The organism is Pantoea sp. BL1 (assembly GCF_000963985.1).
Taxonomy (GTDB): Bacteria; Pseudomonadota; Gammaproteobacteria; order Enterobacterales; family Enterobacteriaceae; genus Pantoea; species Pantoea rwandensis_B.
Map to the genome: position 1 here is coordinate 73,032 of NZ_JZRH01000031.1, position 20,752 is coordinate 93,783.

The 20,752-nt window shown below is 56.1% G+C and carries 21 protein-coding genes and 1 tRNA gene; 9 read left to right on the forward strand and 13 right to left on the reverse strand.

The genetic code is table 11. From position 1 onward, the window contains the following. Position 1: 1 nt before the first annotated feature. From ghrB to VH86_RS15710, 8 genes are all read right to left on the reverse strand, one after another. Positions 2-976: a glyoxylate/hydroxypyruvate reductase GhrB gene (gene ghrB / locus VH86_RS15675; protein WP_045833476.1), complete on the reverse strand. Its 975-nt coding sequence runs from the start codon at positions 974-976 to the stop codon at positions 2-4. Positions 977-1,042: 66 nt separating this feature from the next. After that, positions 1,043-2,323, reverse strand: a complete 1,281-nt coding sequence (locus tag VH86_RS15680) for an MFS transporter (protein ID WP_045833477.1) — start codon at positions 2,321-2,323, stop codon at positions 1,043-1,045. Positions 2,324-2,464: 141 nt separating this feature from the next. Next, positions 2,465-3,406, reverse strand: a complete 942-nt coding sequence (locus tag VH86_RS15685) for a sugar kinase (protein WP_045815065.1) — start codon at positions 3,404-3,406, stop codon at positions 2,465-2,467. Between the two features lie 7 nt (positions 3,407-3,413). Beyond that, complete coding sequence (locus tag VH86_RS15690) at positions 3,414-4,163, reverse strand: sugar phosphate isomerase/epimerase (protein ID WP_045833478.1); 750 nt, start codon at positions 4,161-4,163, stop codon at positions 3,414-3,416. A gap of 156 nt (positions 4,164-4,319) precedes the next feature. Next, positions 4,320-5,345, reverse strand: a complete 1,026-nt coding sequence (locus VH86_RS15695) for a LacI family DNA-binding transcriptional regulator (RefSeq protein WP_045833479.1) — start codon at positions 5,343-5,345, stop codon at positions 4,320-4,322. Positions 5,346-5,403: 58 nt separating this feature from the next. Then, entirely contained in the window at positions 5,404-6,408 is a 1,005-nt protein-coding gene (locus tag VH86_RS15700; RefSeq protein WP_038643921.1) for a LacI family DNA-binding transcriptional regulator, read from the reverse strand. Between the two features lie 161 nt (positions 6,409-6,569). Next, positions 6,570-7,232: an OmpA family lipoprotein gene (locus VH86_RS15705; RefSeq protein WP_045815063.1), complete on the reverse strand. Its 663-nt coding sequence runs from the start codon at positions 7,230-7,232 to the stop codon at positions 6,570-6,572. A 110-nt stretch (positions 7,233-7,342) separates the two neighbouring features. Then, positions 7,343-7,903, reverse strand: coding sequence for a DNA-3-methyladenine glycosylase I (locus tag VH86_RS15710; protein ID WP_034829972.1), 561 nt, complete (start codon positions 7,901-7,903; stop codon positions 7,343-7,345). A 142-nt stretch (positions 7,904-8,045) separates the two neighbouring features. On the opposite strand from VH86_RS15710, the gene VH86_RS15715 reads away from it, so the two are divergent. The 4 genes from VH86_RS15715 to VH86_RS15730 all read left to right on the forward strand — a co-directional run bounded on the left by VH86_RS15715 (position 8,046) and on the right by VH86_RS15730 (position 11,257). Next, a complete protein-coding gene (locus VH86_RS15715) occupies positions 8,046-8,738 on the forward strand; it encodes an autotransporter outer membrane beta-barrel domain-containing protein (protein WP_045833480.1) in 693 nt (230 codons plus the stop codon). 92 nt (positions 8,739-8,830) lie between these two features. After that, positions 8,831-9,367 (forward strand): primosomal protein DnaT, encoded by a 537-nt coding sequence (dnaT, locus tag VH86_RS15720; protein ID WP_034829970.1) that lies wholly within the window; start codon positions 8,831-8,833, stop codon positions 9,365-9,367. Next, positions 9,367-10,107, forward strand: a complete 741-nt coding sequence (gene dnaC / locus VH86_RS15725; RefSeq protein ID WP_034829969.1) for a DNA replication protein DnaC — start codon at positions 9,367-9,369, stop codon at positions 10,105-10,107. Before dnaT ends, dnaC begins: the two co-directional genes overlap by 1 nt. Before the next feature lie 16 nt (positions 10,108-10,123). Further along, entirely contained in the window at positions 10,124-11,257 is a 1,134-nt protein-coding gene (locus VH86_RS15730) for an ROK family protein (protein WP_045833481.1), read from the forward strand. Positions 11,258-11,278: 21 nt separating this feature from the next. On the opposite strand, the gene VH86_RS15735 is transcribed toward VH86_RS15730, so the two are convergent. Further along, the gene (locus VH86_RS15735) at positions 11,279-12,742 is read right to left on the reverse strand and encodes a sugar porter family MFS transporter (protein WP_045815060.1); all 1,464 of its coding nucleotides are present in this window, start codon (positions 12,740-12,742) and stop codon (positions 11,279-11,281) included. Positions 12,743-13,146: 404 nt separating this feature from the next. Between VH86_RS15735 and VH86_RS15740 the strand changes: the two genes are divergently transcribed. After that, positions 13,147-14,139 (forward strand): LacI family DNA-binding transcriptional regulator, encoded by a 993-nt coding sequence (locus VH86_RS15740; protein ID WP_045833482.1) that lies wholly within the window; start codon positions 13,147-13,149, stop codon positions 14,137-14,139. Between the two features lie 77 nt (positions 14,140-14,216). Then, positions 14,217-14,681 (forward strand): Rrf2 family transcriptional regulator, encoded by a 465-nt coding sequence (locus VH86_RS15745; protein WP_038643913.1) that lies wholly within the window; start codon positions 14,217-14,219, stop codon positions 14,679-14,681. 2 nt (positions 14,682-14,683) lie between these two features. Here the strand turns inward: VH86_RS15745 and VH86_RS15750 are convergent, their stop codons facing one another. Then, complete coding sequence (locus tag VH86_RS15750) at positions 14,684-15,061, reverse strand: DUF1360 domain-containing protein (RefSeq protein WP_197080225.1); 378 nt, start codon at positions 15,059-15,061, stop codon at positions 14,684-14,686. A 191-nt stretch (positions 15,062-15,252) separates the two neighbouring features. Between VH86_RS15750 and VH86_RS15755 the strand changes: the two genes are divergently transcribed. Further along, positions 15,253-15,651, forward strand: a complete 399-nt coding sequence (locus VH86_RS15755) for a helix-turn-helix domain-containing protein (RefSeq protein WP_038643912.1) — start codon at positions 15,253-15,255, stop codon at positions 15,649-15,651. On the opposite strand, the gene VH86_RS15760 is transcribed toward VH86_RS15755, so the two are convergent. Then, positions 15,605-16,456, reverse strand: a complete 852-nt coding sequence (locus VH86_RS15760) for an AraC family transcriptional regulator (protein ID WP_052696623.1) — start codon at positions 16,454-16,456, stop codon at positions 15,605-15,607. The genes VH86_RS15755 and VH86_RS15760 overlap by 47 nt on opposite strands. A gap of 263 nt (positions 16,457-16,719) precedes the next feature. Then, positions 16,720-16,814, reverse strand: a tRNA-Sec gene (locus VH86_RS15765). Between the two features lie 167 nt (positions 16,815-16,981). Between VH86_RS15765 and xylB the strand changes: the two genes are divergently transcribed. Both xylB and VH86_RS15775 read left to right on the forward strand, forming a co-directional pair. Next, on the forward strand, positions 16,982-18,424 hold the full coding sequence (gene xylB, locus VH86_RS15770; RefSeq protein WP_045833487.1) for a xylulokinase: 1,443 nt from the start codon (positions 16,982-16,984) through the stop codon (positions 18,422-18,424). A 231-nt stretch (positions 18,425-18,655) separates the two neighbouring features. Then, the gene (locus VH86_RS15775) at positions 18,656-19,588 is read left to right on the forward strand and encodes a GlxA family transcriptional regulator (RefSeq protein WP_045833483.1); all 933 of its coding nucleotides are present in this window, start codon (positions 18,656-18,658) and stop codon (positions 19,586-19,588) included. Here the strand turns inward: VH86_RS15775 and VH86_RS15780 are convergent. After that, on the reverse strand, positions 19,573-20,568 hold the full coding sequence (locus VH86_RS15780) for an acyltransferase (RefSeq protein ID WP_045833484.1): 996 nt from the start codon (positions 20,566-20,568) through the stop codon (positions 19,573-19,575). The genes VH86_RS15775 and VH86_RS15780 overlap by 16 nt on opposite strands. Positions 20,569-20,752: the final 184 nt, after the last annotated feature.

Here is a 20,752-nt window from a genome sequence, read left to right on the forward strand (position 1 = left end):
CTTAGGCCTGGATTTGCGGGTTAACGCAGTTTTTCTCGACTTTGCCGCTCAGCGCAGCAATCAGATTGTCCACCGCATCACGCGCCATGCCGTAACGCGTTTCATGAGTGGCTGAACCGATGTGCGGCAGCGCCACGACGTTCGGCAGCTTGAGGATCTCCGCATCAGCGGGCACCGGTTCGACTTCAAACACATCCAGACCCGCAGCGTGAATCGTGCCGTCTTTCAATGCCGCCGTCAGCGCTTGCTCATCAACCACCGGGCCGCGACCGGCATTAATCAGGATGGCGCTGGATTTCATCATCTTGAGCTGCGCAGCGCCAATCATATGATGTGTCTGCTCGGTCAGCGGCAGGCTGATGCAAACAAAATCACTCTCTTTCAGCAGCGTTTCAAGATCGCAGGCGCGTGCACCGAAGCGGGTTTCCGCCTCTTCATGCTGACGTCGTGCGTTGTAGAGGATATTCATGCCGAAGCCGAAGTGTGCACGCTGCGCCAGCGCCAGGCCGATACGGCCCATGCCGAGAATACCCAGCGTTTTGTGATGCACATCGATACCAAAATGCTCTGGCCCGATGCTTTTCTTCCACTCACCACTTTTAACCCATTGGTCCAATTCGGTGACGCGACGGGCGGTGCTCAGCACCAGTGCCATCATGGTATCGGCCACGGTTTCGGTCAGAACCGTTGGCGTGTGCATCAGCAGTACATTGCGCTGATTCAGTGCTTCAACATCGAAATTGTCATAGCCCACGGAAACGGTGGAGCAGGCGCGCAGTGCGGGCATCTTTGCCAGCAGATCACCATTGACTTTACCGCCTGAGCCGAGCAAACCTTCGGCTTGCGCAAACTGTGCGGCATGCTGCTGCACAGTTTCGGGGGAGACGTCATGCACTTCGGTGACGGTAAAATGGGCATCCAGTTTAGCGCGCAGATCGTCTGGCAGGCTCTTATAAAGAATCACAGCAGGTTTCATCATTTGCTCCCTGTAGAACGTGTGACGGGCGACCTGAGTCGCCCGGAAAAGTCATTTCTTACGCTTTCAGGCGTGTTTCGCCCCATGAATCGGTGCTGCCTTGTTCTCGGCAGGCTTGACGATTAACGTCAGCCACACCGACACCAGCAGCGCGGCACCCATAAAGATGTAAGAGGCGGCAGGACTGCCGGTCGCGCCATTAAGATAGCCTACAATCCACGATCCGATGAAGGAACCGAGTGCGCCCATGCTGTTAATGAGTGCCATGGCACCGCCGGCAACATTGCGTGGCAGCATTTCAGTAATCAAGGCGAAGAACGGGCCGTAAGGGGCATACATGGCGCCACCGGCAATCACCAGCAAGGCATACGACAGCCAGAAGTGGCTGGAGCCGACCAGATAGGAGCCAAGGAACGCCAGCGCCCCAATCAGCAGCAGTGGCCAGACAAACCGCTTACGGTTCTGCATTTTGTCAGATGCCCACGACACCACGACCATCGCAATGGTCGCCACCAGATAAGGCACCGCCGACAGCCAGCCCGCTTCTACCATGCCCATCTGCGTGCCGTTGCGCAGAATCGAAGGCAGCCACAGTACGAAACCGTACACGCCAATGCTCCAGGCAAAATATTGCATGCACAGAATGATCACGTTGCGATTACGGAAGGCTTCGCCATAGTTGCGCACCGCTTTGATGCCTTCCTGCTCTTTCTGCAACTGCGCCTGCAGGGCAGATTTCTCTTCGTCGCTCATCCATTTGGCCTGTGCTGGCTTGTCCTGCACCAGGAACCACCAGGCCACGGCCCAGATCACCGCCGGGATACCTTCGAAGATAAACATTTCACGCCAGCCGAAAGCATTAATCAGATAGCCTGAAACCACCGACATCCACAACACTGTGACCGGATTACCAAGGATCAGGAAGGTATTGGCGCGCGAGCGTTCCGATTTGGTGAACCAGTTGCTGATGTAAATCAGCATTGCCGGCATCACCGCCGCTTCCACCACGCCGAGCACAAACCGAATCGCGGCCAGCATTGGAATGTTGCTCACCACGCCGGTTAACGAGGCACAGCAGCCCCACAAAATCAGGCACCAGAAAATCAGCTTCTTCACGCTGCGGCGTTCGGCATACACCGCGCCGGGGATCTGGAAGAAGAAATAGCCAAGGAAGAACAGGGCACCCAGCAGCGATGACATGCCTTTGGTGATGCCAAGATCGTCATTAATCCCTGCGGCAGAGGCGAAGCTAAAGTTCGCCCGGTCCAGATACGCCAGACTGTAGGTGATAAACACGATGGGCATGATAAACCACCAGCGTTTTGGCGCGATTGTCTGCGATTTCATGGGTGACTCCTCTGTTTTGAGGCGGGCACATTCAATGGATGCGCCTCGAAATATTCGGGTTGTGTAGAGACAGACTGTTTCACCAGGTACACATCAATGCGTACCCTAACTGCAGGGTTGCCAATGAAGGCAACCGCTTGATTAAAAATCGCCAAGCGCTGCGCGCGTCGGCAGCCCTTCACTGTCGCCCGCGACCTGAATCGCCAGCGAACCAATCTTGTTACCGCGCAGAATCGCCTGCGGCAGCGATTTGCCTTCCAGCAGTGCGCTGATCAGGCCCACGGCAAAACCATCGCCCGCGCCCACGGTATCCACCACGTTATCGACGAGAATCGGTGCGACATTGCCCTTTTCACCGTCGGCGGTTTTGTACCAGGCGCCGTCGCAGCCGGTTTTGATCACCACCGCCCGTACACCTTTATCCAGATAGAAATCGGCGATGGCTTCCGGCTGGCGATAGCCGGTCAGAATGAACCCTTCTTTCTCACCCGGCAGCACCCAGTCTGCGTACTCTGCCAGCAGATTCAGCTGCTTACGCATCTCCTCCTCGCTGCGCCATAACACCGGGCGCAAATTCGGATCGAAGGAGATGGTTTTGCCGCGCGAACGCATCTCTTTGGCTGCATGTTTGGTCAACTCAAGCGAGCTGTCGGAGAGGGCGGCGGCCACGCCGCTCAGGTGCAGGTGACGCGCGCCGCCGAAGTAATCCGCATCAAAATCCTGCGGCGAGAGATGGCTGGCGGCGGAGCCTGCGCGGAAATATTCCACTTCAGGATCGGAACCGTCATCAACGCGCGACTTGAGCTGAAAACCGGTGCGATAGCGGCTATCCGTGGTCACACAGTGGTGATCGACCTTCTCTTTCTCCAGCTGTTGCAGCGTAAAACGGCCGAAACTGTCATCGCCGACACGGCTGACCCAACCGACCTGCAAACCGAGACGCGCCAGTCCGATGGCCACATTCAGTTCGGCACCAGCAATACGTTTGACGAAGCCCTCTGCGGCGGCGAGATCCCCACTTTGCTGAGCGATAAACATCGCCATCGCTTCGCCAATCGTGACCACATCCAGTTGCTTCATCATCGGCTCCTTACACTGCACGCAGCAGATCAACGTAATGGCGTGTCACGGCCAGCAGGTCTTCACCTTCGAGCGGGAACTCGATGCCGCGCGGCGCATCAGCAGGCAGTGCTTGAAGCAATACGCGCCAGCTGCCGTCGGTTTCGTCCAGCGCTACTGCACGGAAGCTCTCGCCATGCGGCACCGCGGCTTTAACGTGAATGTAGCTGACGTAACGGCTGAGCTGAGCTGCAGCCTGTAAGGCGTCTTCGCCGGTCCACTGCCAGTTGCCCATGTCGAAGGTCATATCCAGCGGCAAGGCGGCATCACAGGTACGATGGAAGAAGGTTTGCATCGGGGCCAGTTTGCTGTCTGGCGTTTGATCATTTTCCACCACCACGGTCACTGGCGATGCGGCCAGTACCTCAACCAGCGAAGCGTCGCTGAAATCGACAAAGTGCCCGAGGGCGATTTTCAAACGCTTAGCGCCCATCTGCTCCGCTTCCAGCAGGAACTGTCCCAGACGAGGGTTAAGCGAGCCGTCCTCCAGCCACAGGGCTTCCGGCACCGAGTAGCTGGCGCTGAGCTGCTGTTGAGCAATGGCTTTATTCAGCGAATGCAACTGCAGCAGGTCGTCTTCACTGAATAGCTCACGACGGATTTCCACACCATCCGCGCCAGCGGCTTTGATCAGCGGCAGCAGCGCAGTCTGGCCACCTAACTCAGCGACTTTGTGCGTGCCGTAGGCGGCGGTGACCACGATGATTTCCGGATGTGCCATGTTGTCTCTCCATTGAACTGGGAAGGATGCGGCCAGAGCCGCCCGTTGTCTTAAAATCGATGTCTTAAAAAAAACCTAAATGGAACCGGTTCCAAATGAAAGGAAGAGAGTGTGGAATTATGATCCTGCTCACGAAGTGAGCCAGAGAAAGGGGAATTAGCGCAGCGGCTGGCTGGAGCCGCGCACAATCAACTCGCCGGGGAAAACCTGCTCGCTAATCGGCTGTTCGTTGCCGTCAATGCGCGCGATCACCTGTTCCAGCGCCGCATAGCCAATTTGCCAGGTGGGCTGTTTCAGGGTGGTGATGCCCACGCCTGCCAGTGCGGCCCACTCCAGCTCATCAAAACCGAGTAGGCCGATGGTTTCCCCCCAGCGCTGTTCGAGCCGCTGCAAGGCGCGCGCCACCTGCAAGGTCAGGGCACCGTTGGCGGCCATCACCGCGCAGCGTTTGTCACTGTGGCGTTGCTGGAATGTCCGCAGTACCTGCTCAAGCTGCTCTGGCTGGTGCAAGGGCACTTCGGCGTTTTCCGCCATCACCCCGGCATGGGCTTTGCTGGTGTCATAGAAGGCGCCAAGGCGTTCACGGCGGGTGTTGACGCTGCCCAACGGTTCGCTGAGGAACAGCAGAGCATCGTAACCATTGTCCAGCAGGTGCTGGGTGGCAATTTGCGCGGCTTCGGGATTATTCAGGCCAACCACATCGCAGGCGAAGTCAGGAATTTTGCGGTCGATCAACACCATCGGCAACATCGACTGCTGCAGGCGTTTCAGCACCTCTTCGTGCATCCCCACCGCATTGACCACGATCCCCTCGACCTGATAACTGCTGAGCAATTGCAGATAATACTGTTCACGATCGACTTCGTTATTGGTGTTACACATCAGCAGCGTAAACCCCTGCACGCGACAGGCCGCTTCAATACCGCTCAGAACATCCACTGAATAGGGATTGGTAATATCCGCGATAATCAGGCCAATCAGCCGCGTGCGGCCACGCTTCAGTCCGCGCGCCATCTGGCTGGGACGATAATCAAGATCGGCAATCGCCTGTTCAATACGGGCTTTGAGATCGGGCGAAAGCAGATTCACTTCGCCATTAAGATAGCGGGAAACGCTGGTTTTACCGGTTTTTGCCGTACGGGCAACGTCACTGATTGTGGCTCGTGGCGGCCTGGTTTTCATTGCGTACACCTGAATAATAAAATCAGGCGAAGACTACCACAGCACGGCGCACACGCAATCATTGTGCATCAGAAGTGAGGCGCAACATCGGTTGCCACAGCGTCTGGAGTTCCTCGAGCGGTGCGCCTTCCAGCAGTTGCAGCACCATCTCGGCCACGCGTTCGCCAATGCGCTGCTGCGACAGTTGCAGAATCGCGTTCACCGGCTGATCGATAATGGAGTCATGCGGCAAGCCATCATAGACGTACAGAGGGATCGCCCGCGCACCGCTTAAACGGTCGGCCTGCTGCAGCGCGATGGCCGCGCCTTCACCCAGCGGCGCACAATCCGTGATGATGGCTTGAGGCGCGATATCCTGCGCCAGCCAGCGCTGCGTTTGCTGATAACCGGCACGACGCGTCATCGGTAGCGCGGCCAGCATCGTCGGCGCGATAGGCGGTTGATGCTGTGTGAGGGCATCGATAAAGCCGTGGCGACGATCGAGGATATACGTGCAGGGCTCGTTGCCGCCAAGATAGGCAAGCCGCGTCAGCCCTTGTTGCAGGCAGTGTTCAGCGGCCAGCAAGGTGCCTGCATGATTATCGTAATCAAACCAGGCATAAGGTTGCGGCAGCTGGCTGCGGCCCAGCGTGAGAAAGCGATAGCCTTTCTGCTGCAAACGCTGCAGACGGATATCATGCGGTTGGGTATGGGTGAGAATCAGCGCATCCAGCGCGCCACTGCGCAGCAAGCGCATCAGCGTGCGGTGCTTATCCTGCGGTTTATCCGGCAGAATCATCAGATCGATGTCATGCTGAGCAAGGCGCTGATCCAGCGTCAACAGCATTTCACTGTAGTAACTGTCATTCAAAGAGGCGGTGCTGACCGGGAAAACCAGCCCGACGGCATTGGCGCGGCCGGTCTTCAGGCGGCGCGCGGCATCATTCGGACGATAGCCGCGTGAAGTGGCTTCTTCTTCAATACGTTTACGCGTGGCGGCCGCAACATCGTCATAGCCATTTAGCGCACGACTCACGGTGGTAACAGAGAGGCCGAGGGCAGCGGCAATGGCTTTGAGCGACATGATGACGTTTTCCACTGATCAAATTTTGATCACGCTAGCATAAAGTATTTCACGGCTCTATTGGTTGACGGTTATAGAGCGTTATCTGATACAAAAAGCGTCAATTGCGGTGTAAAAACGTGCGGAAAAGCCGATCTGCAGAAACAGATCGGCAATCGGGATTAACCCAGTGGACTCAGCGTGATCTCGACGCGGCGGTTTTGTGCTTTACCCGCTTCGGTGCTGTTGCTGGCCACCGGATTATCCGGGCCCATGCCCTGCGTGCGCAGACGGTTCTGGGCTACGCCTTGCAGAATCAGGCCGCTGGCCACGCTATCCGCACGTTGTTGCGACAGACGCATATTCAGCGCGCGCGTACCGGTGCTGTCGGTGAAGCCCACCACATTGACGGCGGTTTTAGGATACTCTTTCAGCACCATCGCGACACCTGTTAACGTATTGGCGCCTGCCGGTTTCAGGTTGCTGCTGTTGGAGTCAAAGGTGACGTTATTCGGCATATTCAGCACGATGTTATCGCCCTGACGCGTCACGCTAACGCCAGTTCCGCGCATTTTGTCGCGCAGCTTCGCTTCCTGCACATCCATGTAATACCCGACGCCACCGCCCAGTGCAGCACCGGATGCGGCGCCAATCAGCGCGCCTTTGCCGCGATCTTTCTTCGACGATGACAACACGCCAACGCCTGCACCCAGCACGGCACCTAAGCCCGCGCCGATGCCGGATTTCCCGGCCTGCGATTCGCCGGTATAAGGATTGGTGGTACAACCGGACAGCACAACGCTGCCGCTAAGTAACAAGGCCAGCGTCAAACTACGCTTTTTCATTGAAAATCCCTCACAAAGTCACACGGGGAAAATGCCCCAAAACGGCACTATTATGCCGTTCAATAATGGGGAAATGCGTGAGGGTCAGTCTTAAAGTGTAAAGATTTGCTTTAAAGATTATCGGGATGGCAGAAACAGCTGGTTTGATGATCGTTAATCAGCCCGCACGCCTGCAAAAATGAATGGCAGGTTGTCGGACCGACGAATTTAAAACCACGCTTCTTTAACGCCTTAGAGAGCGCAATGGCAGGCTCGGAGGTGGTGGGCGCCAGCTTGTAATCGGCGAAACGGTGCAAAATCGGCTGATTATCGACAAATGACCAGACAAAGCGTGAAAAGTCTTCGCCTTCCGCTTCCAGCGCCAGCATGGCTTTGGCGTTATTGATGATCGCCTCCAGCTTGCCGCGATGACGGATTAATCCGCTGTCCTGAAGCAAGCGCAGCATGTCTGCCTCATCCATCAACGCCACGGCCTGAGGATCAAATTCGTGGAACGCGCGACGATAGTTCTCACGTTTCTTGAGCACGGTGATCCACGATAAACCCGCCTGTTGCCCCTCAAGGCAGATCATTTCAAATAAGGCTCGCTTATCAGTTTGCGGCACGCCCCACTCATTATCGTGGTACGCCAGATAGAGCGGGTCCTGTGTTACCCAGCCACAACGTTGCATATCACTCTCCCTAAGCATGAGGAAAATACAGTTAATCCCTTGACGTATTACAGAATCGATTAATAGTTAATCAATGGGTGCCGATAATCAATAAACCTGAATCTTAACGCCCGTTTCCTTTCTGGCTCGTCAGGAGTCTTTCATGTTGCAGAAAAGTCAGCGGACAGGCCAGCACAATCTCATGCTGGCTTTTGGCAGTGCGTGGCTGTTATTTACGGCGGCGCCGGCTTACGCCTGGGATGAATCGGGCGCGGATTATGTGCCGGATTACAATGCGATACTTGCTGAAAAGATTTCCAGTAATCACCTGATGTTGACAGAAGATCGTGACATCAGCCTGATGGATGCCGCGCTGAATTCACCGGATGAGAGCGCCATGGTGTTGCACAGTGAAAAAGCCAGCGTGGGGAATGCCCCATTTGCTAACCGCTATTCGGCAGGCTGGCAGATGCCGATGAGTGCGACGCTGCGCACCGGTCCGGTGGCGCAATTCGCGGTGGATGATTCGCGAGTGAGTTGCCCGAAGTGTGAATTTGTCGATGGCAATCGCGCCGGGCATATTGCCTCACTGGGCTGGCGCGTTGATTCCACCCTTGACTGGATTTCACCCTGGGCACAGGTTAGCTACAGCCATCAATTGAGTGATGAAAACGCGTCATCGCTGCGCGATCGCCCCGAGGAGATCGGCCATGAAAGCAACTGGGTCGATGTCAGCGTGGGGGCCAATGTGCCGTTTGGGCAAAATATGGCGGCTTTCGCCTCCTTCTCGCAAACCGGTGCGGTGATCAGCGGCGAACAGTTTATTTACAGCCTTGGCGTCAGCGCCAGCTTCTAAATCCTGCGCGATCCATCGCGTTAAAACAGGTACACTGACCGCTTAGCGCTAAACCTATAGGCGCTCCGGGTTGGTCAACGTCAGGTTTCTTCATGTCAGTTAAAATCTTATCTTCAACGCTGGTGGGGCTGGATGGCTTTTGCCAGGATCCGCTTGCCGTGTTGCAGCAGGCCGATAACGGCGTGCTGGCGGTGCTGCACAACAATGCGCCCGCTTTTTATGCGCTGACACCGCAGCGTCTGGCACAGTTGCTGGCGCTGGAAGCCGCAGCGCAGCAGCCAAATGATGTCACGCTGGATGACAGCCTGTTCCATACCGATGCGGCACCGATCGCCACACCGGTGGGCAAGTTTGCCATGTACGCGGGCTGGCAGCCGGATCACGATTTTCAGCGACAGGCCGCCATCTGGGGTGTGGCGCTGAGTGAGCCGGTAACGGCGGCCGAATTGGCCACCTTTGTGGCTTACTGGCAGGCCGAAGGCCGACTGTTCCATCATGTGCAGTGGCAGCAGAAACTGGCGCGCAGCGTACAAATGAACCGCGCTGCCAACGGTGGTCAGCCCAAGCGCGATATCACCCAGATCAGCAATACTCAATATGATATTCCCGATGGATTCCGAGGTGAGTGATGAAAACGCCGAACGATCTTTTCAGTCGCCTGAAAAAATTTATGCCTGCGGATGTGCAGCCGAAATTTAAAAACGGTGAAGAGCTGCTGGCGTGGAATCAGGAGCAGGGCCGTCTGCGCTCTGAAGCCATCGTGCGCGAAAACCGCGCCATGAAAATGCAGCGCATCATGGGGCGTTCTGGTATCCGTGAGCTGCACATGAACTGCTCGTTTGATAACTATCGTGTCGAGAATGATGGTCAGCGCAAAGCACTCGCGCTGGCGCGGGAGTATGCCGCCGGGTTCGACAACAGCATCGCCAGCTTCGTGTTTTCAGGCCGCCCTGGCACCGGAAAAAACCATCTGGCCGCCGCCATTGGTAACGACCTCATTCTGCGTGGCAAAAGCGTATTGATTGTCACCGTGGCCGATTTGATGTCGAGCATGAAAGGCACCTTCAGCGGTGGTAGCGACATCACTGAAGAGCGCTTGCTGCAGGATCTCAGCCATGTGGATCTGCTGGTGATCGATGAGATCGGCATGCAGAGCGAATCCCGCTACGAAAAAGTGATCATCAATCAGATTGTCGATCGTCGCTCATCGTCAAAACGCCCAACCGGCATGTTGTCGAATCTGGACCCGGCGGGAATGAACGGCTTATTAGGTGAGCGCGTGATGGATCGTATGCGTCTCGGCACCAGTTTGTGGGTGCGCTTCGATTGGGAAAGCTATCGCAGCCGTGTACGCGGTGATGAGTATTGAGTCAGGTGGGCGCGCGATGAAAGCAGCCGGTAAAGGCCCCGCATTACTTCGATTAAACAACCTTAAGCGCGTGATGACGCAACTGCGTAGCACGCGTATTACTTCCCGCCAGGATATCGCGCTGGCGCTGCAGCTGAGTAAAAACACCGTTTCCCTGATTGTGGATGATCTGCTGGCGCAGGGCCTGATTCAAGAACTCGGCCCGGTGAGCGTGGCAGCGGCCGGACGCCCAAAAATCGAAATTTCGCTACGCGCGGAAAAGCTAAAAAGCGCCGGCATCATGGTGGAGCGCAACGCCATTCACTGGCGCGTCTGTGATTATTTCTCGCAGGTGATTGCGGAACAAACCTGGCAAACGGCGACTGCTGATCCCGAGCAGCTGCTGCATGAGCTGGAGGAAGTGTGCCAGACCTTGCACGCCGCGCATCCTGAACTGCTGGGCATCGCCGTGGGCTTTCCCGGTATCATCGATCCACAGCGTGGCCGGGTGCACTTTTCCGCCCATCTTGGCTGGCAGGATGTCGATGTTTTGACGCCGCTGGTCAGCGCCTGCCATTTGCCGCTGCGCATTATGCATAACGTCAAAGCCGCTGCGCTGCTCTCGGTGGAGCAACTCGATCTGGATAGAGCACAGAGCCATTTTTATCTGCGTATCGGTGAAGGGGTTGGCGGCTCGCTGGTAGAGCAGGGTGAAGTGTTTGTCGGCAGCAGCTGGACAGCAGGGGAGATTGGTCATTTGCAGGTGCAACCCAAAGGGTTGCGTTGTAGCTGTGGACGTTCAGGCTGCCTGGAAACGCTGATCAGTCAGCCCGCGATTCAACAGCAGTTGGGGCAGCGAAAAACAGGTCTGCGCTGGCAGAACGCCGCCAGTGAACCGCAGATCGCGAGTGAGGTGATGGCGTTAACCGGTCAACATGTGGGCCACGCCCTGAGCCATGTGATGCAGCTGGTGAACCCAGCGAGCATCATTATTGATGGGCCGTGGAATACGCATCCTGCCTTTATCCAGGCGGTTGAAGAAACGGCGCAGGCCAGCACGCTGGCCTTTACCTTCTCCCACACGCAGCTGCATTTCCTGCCGCAGCGTATTGATCCTGCCAACGGTTTGGCGCTGGCGGTGATTGAGCAATATGAGCGCGCCATCTCTTAGGCGCGCCCTCATCACACCCTCTTAATGCCGTGGAATATCAAACGACTCGCTGGACTTGGCCGGCGAGGTGCTCTGCGGCAGTTCCGCTTCGACGTTAAACTTCTCCAGCACCAGCCCATGAATTTTCTCCAGCGACACGCCCGCGGTCTCTGGCAGGTAGCGGAAGGTAAAGAAGTACATTCCCAGAGAGAAAATCGCGAACAGCAACAGAGGGAAGCCACCGTGGAACAGATCCAGCAGCATCGGGCTGCTGTTCATGATCGGGAAAGTACTGCTGATCACAAAGTTCGCCAGCGACATGGCACAGATGGAAATCCCGACGCAGATCGAACGAATTTCGGTAGGGAAGATTTCGCCCAGCACGGTCCAGACGATTTGGCCCCAGGTCATGCCGAAGAAAATCATATAGGCAAACAGACCTACCACCGCCAGCATACCCGGCAGGTGATAATAGAAAGCGATGAACGAGTAAGCGAGGCAGATGCAGGAGGTGATGGCCCCCAGCAGCAGCAGCTTACGACGGCCAATTTTATCAATCACCATCATGCCCGCCAGCACGCCAATAAACTGACAAATCGACAGCCAGAAGGTCTGTAGCAACGCTGAATCGGTGCTGCCCGCCACGTTCTTCAGCAATGTCGGGCCGAAGTATTGAATCACGTTAATGCCGCTGATTTGGTTACCGACCGCCAGACCGATACCGATCACCAGCAGCGGAATGGTGGTTTTATCCAGACGCAGGCGCGATTTATGTTGGTGTGCAGTTTTGTCTGAGAACGAGTGTTTGATTTCATTGAACACGCTCTCGGCATGCTCGCGATTGGAAATTTTGGTCAGCGTATCCAGCGCTTCATCGTATTTGCCCTTGAGCACGTTCCAGCGCGGAGATTCCGGGATAAAGGCGATGAAGAAGATGAACAGCGCACAGGGCACCAGTGCCGTAGCCAGAATGTAACGCCAGCCCATGTTGATCATCACCTCGGGCAGCGTCGATTTGGTGATGAAGTAGTTGGTCAGTAACACCACCGATTGTCCACCGACACAGCATACCGCATAGAGTGCAGTGGTACGGCCGCGAAACTTGGACGGCGACAGTTCCGCGAGGTAAATCGGCGAAATCACCGAGGCAAGGCCAATCGCCAGTCCACCAATGATACGGAACAGCACAAACACCGTGAAGTTGTGGGCGATCGCCGTTCCGATCACCGAAACGGTGAACAGCAGCGCGGTAATGGCGAGCGATTTTTTGCGTCCGAGTTTGTCGCTCAGGCGGGGGGCGATAAAGCATCCCACTAAGCTACCCAGCAGAATGTTGGAAACGGCCCAGCCGGTTTCAGCCGGGGTTAACTGGAAATATTCACTTAAAGGTTCGATTGCACCGGAGATAATAGAAGAGTCATAGCCCATCAGCAGTCCGCCAAATGCCGCGACGGTACAGCAGAGAATGACATACTTCATGTTGTAGCGTTTTTGCCTGGTATCCATTGTTATAGCCCCTTGTCTCTACGGCCTGAACGTTACGTGTTCAGAAAGAGGAGTGGTGTAGGTTATCGATGTTCAGCGTTGTTCACTCAAGGTCATCGCTTTGGAATATATTTTCTAAATGATGGTTTTTGGATCATTTTTTTCCAGAAAGTGTGAAGGGTGTTGCGAAAATTGCTGATGGCAACATTCAGGGCAGGGCCATATTTGGCTGAAATGATAGGTTTTTTATCAGGCGTGATTGGCGCAACATGACGTTTCTTGTTTTTTCTTGCAACGGTGTGAAATTTTTATTCTGTAATGCAGCCCTGATTTCTCTTTCTGAGAGCGGTTAAGCGTAGGTTTCATTTTTTGTCGGGCAACGGGCATAATACGTTGATTGACAGGCCATCTTTGCGGACGTCGCAATGAAAACGCAGCGCATCACTCTGGACGATATTGCTACCCTGGCGGGCGTCACCAAAATGACGGTGAGCCGTTATTTACGTACTCCGGAAAAGGTTAAAACGGAAACGGCGGAGAAAATCGCCAGCGTCATGGCTGAAATCGGCTACGTCCCCGATAGCGACAACTCCAGCTCAACCAAACAAAACCCGCCGCGCATCGGCGTGCTGGTGCCCTCGTTTAATAACCAAATTTTTGCCGATCTGCTGGCGGGCATTGAGTCAGTCACCAGTGCACACGGCTATCAGACGCTGGTGGTCAACTACGACTACAATGCCCAGCGTGAAGAGGAGCAGATCGCCACGGTGCTGGCGTTTAACATCAAAGGGCTGATCCTCACCGAATCGGTGCACACGGTGCGCGCCGAGAAATACCTCAATGCCGCCAATATTCCGGTGGCGGAAGTGATGGGGCTGACGGAAGCCAGCGGGCGGATCAACGTCGGTTTTGACAACTATCGCGCCGGTTACGATATGACCTCAATGCTGCTGGCCAGCGGCAAACAGCGCGTCATCTATTTTGGTTCGATGTCCGATCGCCGCGATGAGCAGCGCTATGCCGGTTATCGTGATGCAGTGGAAGCGGCGGGCTTCCCGGCGGGAAGAATTGTGCCGAACAAGGTCTCTTCAGTCTCGGTTGGTACGGGCATGATGACGCTGGCACGCCAGCTCTATCCGGAAATGGACGCGATTCTCTGCACCAATGATGATTTAGCTGTCGGCGTATTGCAGGAGTGTCAGGCCGCCGGGATTGCCGTGCCACAGACGATGGCGATTGCCGGTTTTCACGGGCTGGAGATTGGTCAGGCCACCACGCCGCGTTTAGCCAGCGTGATCACGCCACGTTTTGAGATGGGTAAAGTCGCCACCGAGATTGTGCTGAAGAAGATTAACCAGCAGCCGACTATCGAACAGGTCAATCTGCATTATCGACTTTCGATGGGAGCGACTATCTAGAGGGATCATTCAGACAGGATAAATTGTTGCTACCGGGTGGCTTTGCTAAAGTGTCGTGAACTTTAGAGGAATGATTCATGCCCCGCGACAACCGAATGTCCCGCTCACTGCACGCCTTAATTCATCTTGATCGGCACGTTAAACGCGCCACCTCGGAAGCGATGGCGAAGATGTTGGGCACCAATCCGGTGGTGGTACGCCGCATGATGTCCGGCCTGCGCGAAAAAGGCTATGTGGTGTCGGAGAAGGGGCACGGCGGCGGTTGGGAGTTGCGGGTGGAACTCAGCGCGATTACGCTACTGGATGTGTATCAGGCGATTGGGTCGCCTGCGCTGTTCAGCATCGGGCCTGCTGCCGATCCTTCGCCGTGTTTAGTTGAACATGCGGTCGATGAGCGTCTGGATCAGGCGCTCAATGAAGCGGAAGTGCTGCTGCTTCAACGTTTTAGCCATATCACCGTGGCTGATATTGCCGATGATTACCTCAAGAAAATGGCAAAACTGGGGCTGGAATCTGAGCCCCATCCGCTGTGCAGTGAATAACCTCAATCCTGCTTCTGCAAAGTGATCTGCGCATTGTGCTTCATCACATGCGTGGTGACTGCTGCCTGGAACACCTTGAACATCAGACCGTGGATAAAGGTGGTCAGGGTTAAGGTAATGAACGCCGTCATCACCCAATCAACGAGTGCCATATCGCTGTGCAATAGCGCAGGGCGATAAATCACCATGCCCGCCAGCACCGTCCAATGGCTCATGCAGTAAAAGCAGTGGAACAGATGGCCGAGTAGCGCGTGCTTTTTGGCGGTCCATGCGCGCAGGCCGGCAAACAACTCGGTTTGGGTGAGGGTCATCGCGATACTGGCCGCTGCCAGGGCTATCGCGACACAAGTTCCCACGTCTGAAGTGATCCAACTATTCATACATTCTCCTGTCAGGCATTTATCATGTAACTTACAATATTACATGATAGTGCCAGCTGCAAGCGCTGAGCTCGAATGATACGTGCGCAAGTTTGGCGAGATATCGTTATTTATTGGCTTTAACGCTAAACATAGCCAGCTGAGGCTTTTTTATAATGCTGATGATTTTTAATCCGCCATCAGGAGGAAAGATGGATATTCAGGCAGCCTGTATGCATCAACTGATGCTCTGGATCGAAGACAACATAGAACAGCGACTGACGCTGGAGACCGTGGCGCGTCGGGCTGGTTACTCGCAGTGGCATCTGCAACGTATGTTCCGCCACCATACTGGTATTGCGCTGGGCAGTTATATTCGTGAACGAAAACTCACGGCATCGGCGATTGCCTTGATGAACGGCCATATGCCGCTGATGGAGATTGCGATTAAGTATGGCTTTGAGTCTCAACAGACATGGTGCCGCACTTTCCGTCGCATGTACGATCTGCCGCCCGGGGCGTTTCGTCGCAAATATCATCACAGCTTGCCAGCAATCGATGGGCCTACGAGTCTTCTGATACTGCAACCGCAGACGCGTCAGGCGGCGTAAAGTATTTGCCGGGCGTGGAACCAAAGGCGCTGCGAAACGCGCTAATGTAACTGCTCACGCTATCAAAGCCGACCTGCCACGCCACCTGCTGCACACTTTTGCCGTCGGCCAGTCCTTCCAATGATTTCAGCAGTCGCGAGACCTGGCGATAGCGCGACAAGCTCATGCCCACTGCGCTGGCCCAATGACGGCTCAGACTGCGTGGACTAAGTCCCGCCCACTGTGCCAGTTCGGGTCCGGTGCGCGTGTCCGCCGGATTGTCCATCAGCAGGCGCGCAATCTGCCGCAGACGCGGCTCTTCCGGGAGCGGCAGCGTCAGGGCATGCTCGATGGACTCATATAACTCATCAAGAAAAACATCGCATAATCGATTGTAGCGATCGCTGCCCCAGCTATCCGGCGACAAACTTGCCAGCCGCTCAGCCAGCGGTTCCAGCACCGAAGGGCAGGAGAGCAGTACGGGATGTTTAGGCAAGGGTGCGCTGAGCGCTTCATCCACTAACACCGTCCAGCCAAGTACACGGCCTGGCCCGATAATCGCGTGTTCGAAGTGCGGCGGAATCCAACCGACCAGGCGCGGTGGATTGGCGAAGATGCCCGACGGCGTGTTGACCGTCATCATGCCCTGCTTCAGACAATAAAGCTGCCCGGCGGCATGTCTGTGGGTGCGGCTTTCTCGATCAAGCTGTTTCGATAATGCCGCCGCAATCACTTTAGGTGCATTGGGTTGCAGCAGTTTTTTGCGCAGCTCATCCGCACGCGGATCGCCGGAGAAGGTCAGGTTGTCGGTGGGATGGATGAGCATGGGTGATTCCGCAATAGCCAGCGTGAAAGACAGTATAGAATCATGAACAAGCTGATTTTTAAACAGAGCTCAGTTGTTCGGTTTTACCGAATAACTGCATTGTGCAGGCGAGGTAAAAAGATTGGAACAAGTGGCGGAGGATAGTGCAGAAGTAAAGTGCCAACCTTGCTCTACATCCTCAGGCTGAAATTTTCCAACTTGTAATGATGACTTACAGGTTGCCTAAGCCAATCATTTAGAAATGAGTAACAGTAAGTTGAAGGTGGCGGAAGATCACAGGAGTCGAACCTGCCCGGGACCGCTGGCGGCCCCAACCGGATTTGAAATCCGGCCGCCTCACCGGAGACGACGATCTTCCTTTGAAGATGCCGCGCAATTATAGCGACAACCCAGCGCGAAATCTTGATCTTAGCCGTGCGCTACAGCACGTTCTCACGCTCTGATATGAAGCGTCGCCGCGCAGAGGTGATTAAATTCTCCACCGAAGGCTACAGTTATGATTTCTCACTGCATCAGGAGCTGAACATGGTTATCGGGATTGATTTAGGCACCTCTGGCGTCAAAGTGGTGTTGCTGGATGCGCAAGGGCAGGTTGTCGCAGTGGAGAGCGCGCCATTGCAGGTATCGCGTCCGCAGCCGTTGTGGAGTGAGCAGGATCCCGAAAGCTGGTGGAGTGCCACGGACAAGGCGATGCAGGCGCTGGCGCAGCAGCACGATCTCAGCGGCGTGAAGGCCATTGGTCTGAGCGGTCAGATGCACGGCGCCACGCTATTGGACGCTGAGCACCAGATACTGCGTCCGGCGATTCTGTGGAACGACGGGCGCAGCAGTGAGCAGTGTCGGGAACTGGAGCAGCGCGTGCCCGATTCGCGCCAGATTACCGGCAACCTGATGATGCCCGGTTTCACTGCACCCAAATTGTTATGGGTGCAGCAGCACGAACCCGGTGTGTTTAAACGAGTGGCGAAAGTCCTGCTGCCCAAGGATTACCTGCGCTGGTGTATGAGCGGCGACTTCGCCAGCGACATGTCCGATGCAGCGGGCACGATGTGGCTCGACGTGGCAAAGCGCGACTGGAGCGATGTCATGCTCAGCGCCTGCGATCTCAAACGCAACCAGATGCCTGCGCTTTATGAAGGCAACCAGATCACCGGAACCTTATCGCCTGACGTTGCCGCACGCTGGAAGATGAACGCGGTGCCTATTGTGGCGGGTGGCGGGGATAACGCCGCGGGCGCAGTGGGTGTCGGTATGGTGGCGCCGGGCCAGGGCATGCTGTCGCTCGGCACTTCTGGCGTCTATTTCCTGGTCAGCGACGGTTACCTTAGCAACCCGCAGCGTGCGGTACACAGTTTTTGCCATGCGCTACCCAACCGCTGGCATTTGATGTCGGTGATGCTGAGTGCCGCATCCTGCCTTGACTGGGCAGCCGCGCTCACCGGCTGTAAAGACGTGCCTGAACTGCTGGCGGAAGCGGAAAAAGCCAGCCGTGAAGCCGCACCGATCTGGTTCCTGCCTTATCTCTCCGGTGAACGCACTCCGCATAACAATCCGCAGGCGCAGGGCGCCTTCTTTGGTTTAACTCATCAGCATGGACGCCCTAAGCTGGCACGCGCGGTGCTGGCCGGGGTAGGCTTTGCGCTGGCTGAAGGCATGGAAGCGGTGCACGAGTGCGGGGTGCAACCCCAAACGGTGATGCTGATTGGCGGCGGCGCGCGCAGTGCTTACTGGCGGCAAATGCTGTCGGATATCAGCGGATTAACCCTGGATTATTGCCACGGCGGCGAAGTGGGCCCGGCGCTGGGTGCGGCACGTCTGGCGCAGTTGGCCATCGATCCACAGAGCGAGTGGCCCGCGCCAGAGTTGGTGCAGCGGCATCAACCCGATGTGGCTCGTTATCAGGCTTATCAGCCGCAGCGCGAGAAGTTTGCGCAGCTGTATCAGCAGCTCCAACCGCTGATGTCCTGATTCGGTTGGGTGATGGCCGGATTTGGTCGTGGATTTGACTTTTATTCGGCTATGATGAGCCATTCAGGCTATGTTGTATGGCCTGAATTGTCCCTGGCACTCGCCCGTGATCAGCAGGAGAGGATAGCCAAAAAGGCTGAGACAGCAGCAAAGTGACCTCAGCCCGCGAACGGTTCTCCTCTGCCATGCCGAGGTGGAGAGCTAAACACATCATCCCATCTGGAGACTTTGATGCCGCAGCCCGTCTATTTTCTGGTTCTTCCTGGCGTAATGGCGCTCGATCTCACTGGCCCGGCGGAAACCCTGCAACTGGCGGATGGCTTTTTTGCCTTGCACTACATCGGCCCGCAAGCCAGCGTGCGCTGCTCCACCGGCATGACGATCGCGGATATCGCGCCGCTGCCCGATAGCCTGCCCGATAACAGCCTGCTGGTGGTACCCGGCGTGAATGACTCCAAAGTCTGGTTCGATACGGCACCTGCTGCTGCCGCGCGCGACTGGCTACGCTCACAACAGTCCGCCATCCAGTCTAAACGCATCACATTAGTCTGCATCTGTTCCGGTGCACTGCTCTCGGCGCAGGCTGGATTGTTGAATGGGGTCCAGTGCACCACTCACCACGATGTGTTACCGCGCCTGAAAGCCGCCGCACCGGCTGCGTTAGTGAAAGATAACCGCGTGTTCGTGGAAGATCATGGCATCTGGACCAGCGCGGGCATCACGGCGGGCATCGATCTGGCATTGCATCTGATCAATCGACTGTGCGGTGCACCGCAGGCGCTGAAAGTGGCGCGGGAAATGGTGGTATGGTTCCGGCGTTCCGGTGACGATCCACAACTGTCGCCGTGGCTGCGCTATCGCAATCACCTGCATCCGGCGATTCACCGCGCGCAGGACGTGATGATCGCCCATCCCGAACATGACTGGTCGCTCACCATGCTGGCCGAGCGTGCACACGTCAGTGAACGTCACTTAACGCGCCTGTTCCGCCAGCATCTCGGCATCAGCGTGCGTGAATACCATGAACAGCTGCGTTTGGTGATTGCGCGCCAGCGTCAGCAGCAGGGCGAAGCGGCGGAGAAAGCTGCGCTGGCGGCCGGATTCTCCTCGGCACGCCAGCTGCGTCGCGCGCATCAGCGCTGGGACGATCAGCTCACCAGATGATATTTGTCCACGCGTTTTAGCAGCACGGCCAGCAGCAAGCTGCCAATCAGCGTGATGCCAAATACCCACGGCAGATCCAGCCACGGACGTGACATATCGTCGTAATGGTTGGTGCGCAAATAGTGGATAAACAGCGCGTGAAAGCCATAAATCGGCAGTGAGTAGCGCGAAATCGTTGCCAGCATCGGCAGCGTGCGGCTGTTCAGCACATTCTTGAACAGCACCAGCAAGCTGATAGCGGCGATAAACACCAGCGGGCCGCAGTAGAGATACCAGGTGTCGTTGAACGCGCCGTTGATTTTCAGCATCTGCTTAGTGCCGAGCGTAATGCCAATCCAGCAGGCGATAAAGCCCAATCCCGCTAGCCAGCTGATGCCGCGCTTATCCGTGCCCATGCAGCCAATCGCCCGTCCCAGTAGCGCATACAGCAGGTAATAGATGCTGTCACCACTGACGTAGAGATTGACTGGCAGCCAGTGGAAAGGGCCCAGCGATTGGCTCACGGTGTTGGGATTCGCCAGTACCGCCAGCACGATCACCAAAAGCGCCACGTAGCGCGGTTGCACACTCTTTACCTGAATCAATGGTGAAAGCAGGTAGATGCCGATGATGGCGAAGAAAAACCACAGGTGATAGAACACTGGTTTTTGCAGTAGTTTCAGCAACGAGCGGCCTTCGCTGATCGGCGTCAGCCAGGTGATATAGGCCAGCGCCACCGCGCTGTAGAACAGTAAACACAGCACGATGCGCAGCAGATGCCGCCCTTGCGCGCTGCGTTCACCAAAAAACAGATAGCCTGAGATCATAAAAAACAGCGGCACACAGACGCGCGATGCGGAGTTGAGCAGGTTCGCCACATCCCAGCTGAACCCCGTGACGGCCACTGGCCCAGTGATGTACCAGGTGGTGGTGTGAATGACGATCACCATCAGGCAGGCAACCGCACGTAAATTGTCGATCCAGTGTATTTTTTGCGACATGGCTTCCTCGTGCATGAACTGTGCAAAAGGGTAGCCAGTGAGCAGCGCGTCAACAACCTTTGGCCCGGAAATTCGGATCACTCTTGGTGAGTTAAGAGCGGTTTTCGTAGGCTGCGCAGCATTTATGCGCGGGTGGGCATGTTGCTGCGGGCCACAGCACCTCGGCTGCTGCCGGGCCGTCCTC